The sequence below is a fragment of the Psychrobacter namhaensis genome (assembly GCF_016107545.1).
In the GTDB taxonomy this organism is placed as follows: domain Bacteria; phylum Pseudomonadota; class Gammaproteobacteria; order Pseudomonadales; family Moraxellaceae; genus Psychrobacter; species Psychrobacter namhaensis.
On the sequence record NZ_JABASS010000035.1, the window covers coordinates 1 to 1,302 of the forward strand.

A 1,302-nucleotide genomic window follows, 5' to 3' on the forward strand; every position below is an offset into this window, starting at 1 on the left:
GAGCCTTTCCCAAACTTTGTGTAACTGCTTATAATCCACTAACTGGAGAATAAGCAATGACTACTCAACCCGACATCAAGAAACTGGCCCAGCAGATGGCTGGTAGCATGAAAAGCTTCGATGACATCAAAGACTTTCAAAAGCAGCTCATGCAATCCTTTATCGATACTGCCTTAGAAGCTGAGATGGAAGACCATCTTGGCTATCCTAAGCATGAGAAAGCAGACAAACCAAACAAACGCAACGGTCACACTAAAAAGACCGTCCGTAGCGACACAGGCGAGCTTGAGATATCCACCCCAAGAGACCGCGGTGGCAGCTTTGAGCCTGTACTCGTCAGTAAGCATCAAACTCGTATCTCAGGCCTTGATGACAAGATCATATTCCTTTACGCCAAGGGTCAAACCACCACCGAGATTGTAGAGAGCATTAAAGAGCTCTACGATGTCGACATCTCAAGCTCTCTTGTCTCAAGAGTCACCGATAACATATTAGAGGACATCACCGCTTGGCAGAACAGACCGCTGAGCAGTGTTTATCCTATCGTCTATTTGGACTGTATTGTCGTTAAAGTACGCCAAGACAAGCAGATCATCAACAAGGCGATCTATCTGGCGCTAGGCGTGGGACTTGATGGTAAAAAAGAGCTGCTTGGTATGTGGCTATCAGAGAATGAAGGCGCTAAGTTCTGGCTAGGTGTTCTTACCGAGCTTCAAAACCGTGGCGTACAAGACATCTTAATCGCTTGTGTTGACGGTCTAAAGGGTTTCCCTGATGCCATTAACACTGTTTATCCAAATGCTCAGGTTCAGCTTTGCATTGTTCATATGCTGCGTTATTCAATGAAGTTCGTACCGTGGACAGATAAAAAGGCCGTAGCGGCTGATTTAAAGGCCATCTACGGCGCTGATACCCTTGAGATAGCAGAGGCCAATCTCGAGCACTTTGATGAGGTGTGGGGCGATAAGTATCCGCATGTCATCAAGTCTTGGCGTAATAACTGGGAGGGCTTAACGGTGTTCTTTGAGTATCCGAAAGACATCAGAAAAGTGATTTATACCACCAATGCTATTGAGTCGCTAAACAGTGTGATTCGGACGGCAGTGAATAAGCGTAAGGTGTTCCCCTCTGATCAGGCAGCATTCAAAGTGGTGTACTTAGCAACCCAGCAGGCGTCTAAAAAGTGGTCGATGCCGATTCGTAACTGGACGTCTGCCCTTAATCGCTTTATGATTATGTTTGTTGATCGTATTAGCAGGCATTTAATCTAAATGGCAGTTACACAGAATCTGGGATACGCTC

At 45.9% G+C, this 1,302-nt stretch carries 1 protein-coding gene; it reads left to right on the forward strand.

Annotated elements, in window-relative coordinates:
- Positions 1-56: 56 nt before the first annotated feature.
- Positions 57-1,271, forward strand: coding sequence for an IS256 family transposase (locus JFC06_RS12190; protein WP_198335247.1), 1,215 nt, complete (start codon positions 57-59; stop codon positions 1,269-1,271).
- Positions 1,272-1,302 lie beyond the last annotated feature (31 nt).

What these genes read in the sequence shown, in the direction of transcription:
- JFC06_RS12190 (WP_198335247.1), top strand. Translation starts at nt 57, where the DNA reads ATGACTACTCAACCCGACATCAAGAAACTGGCCCAGCAGATGGCTGGT.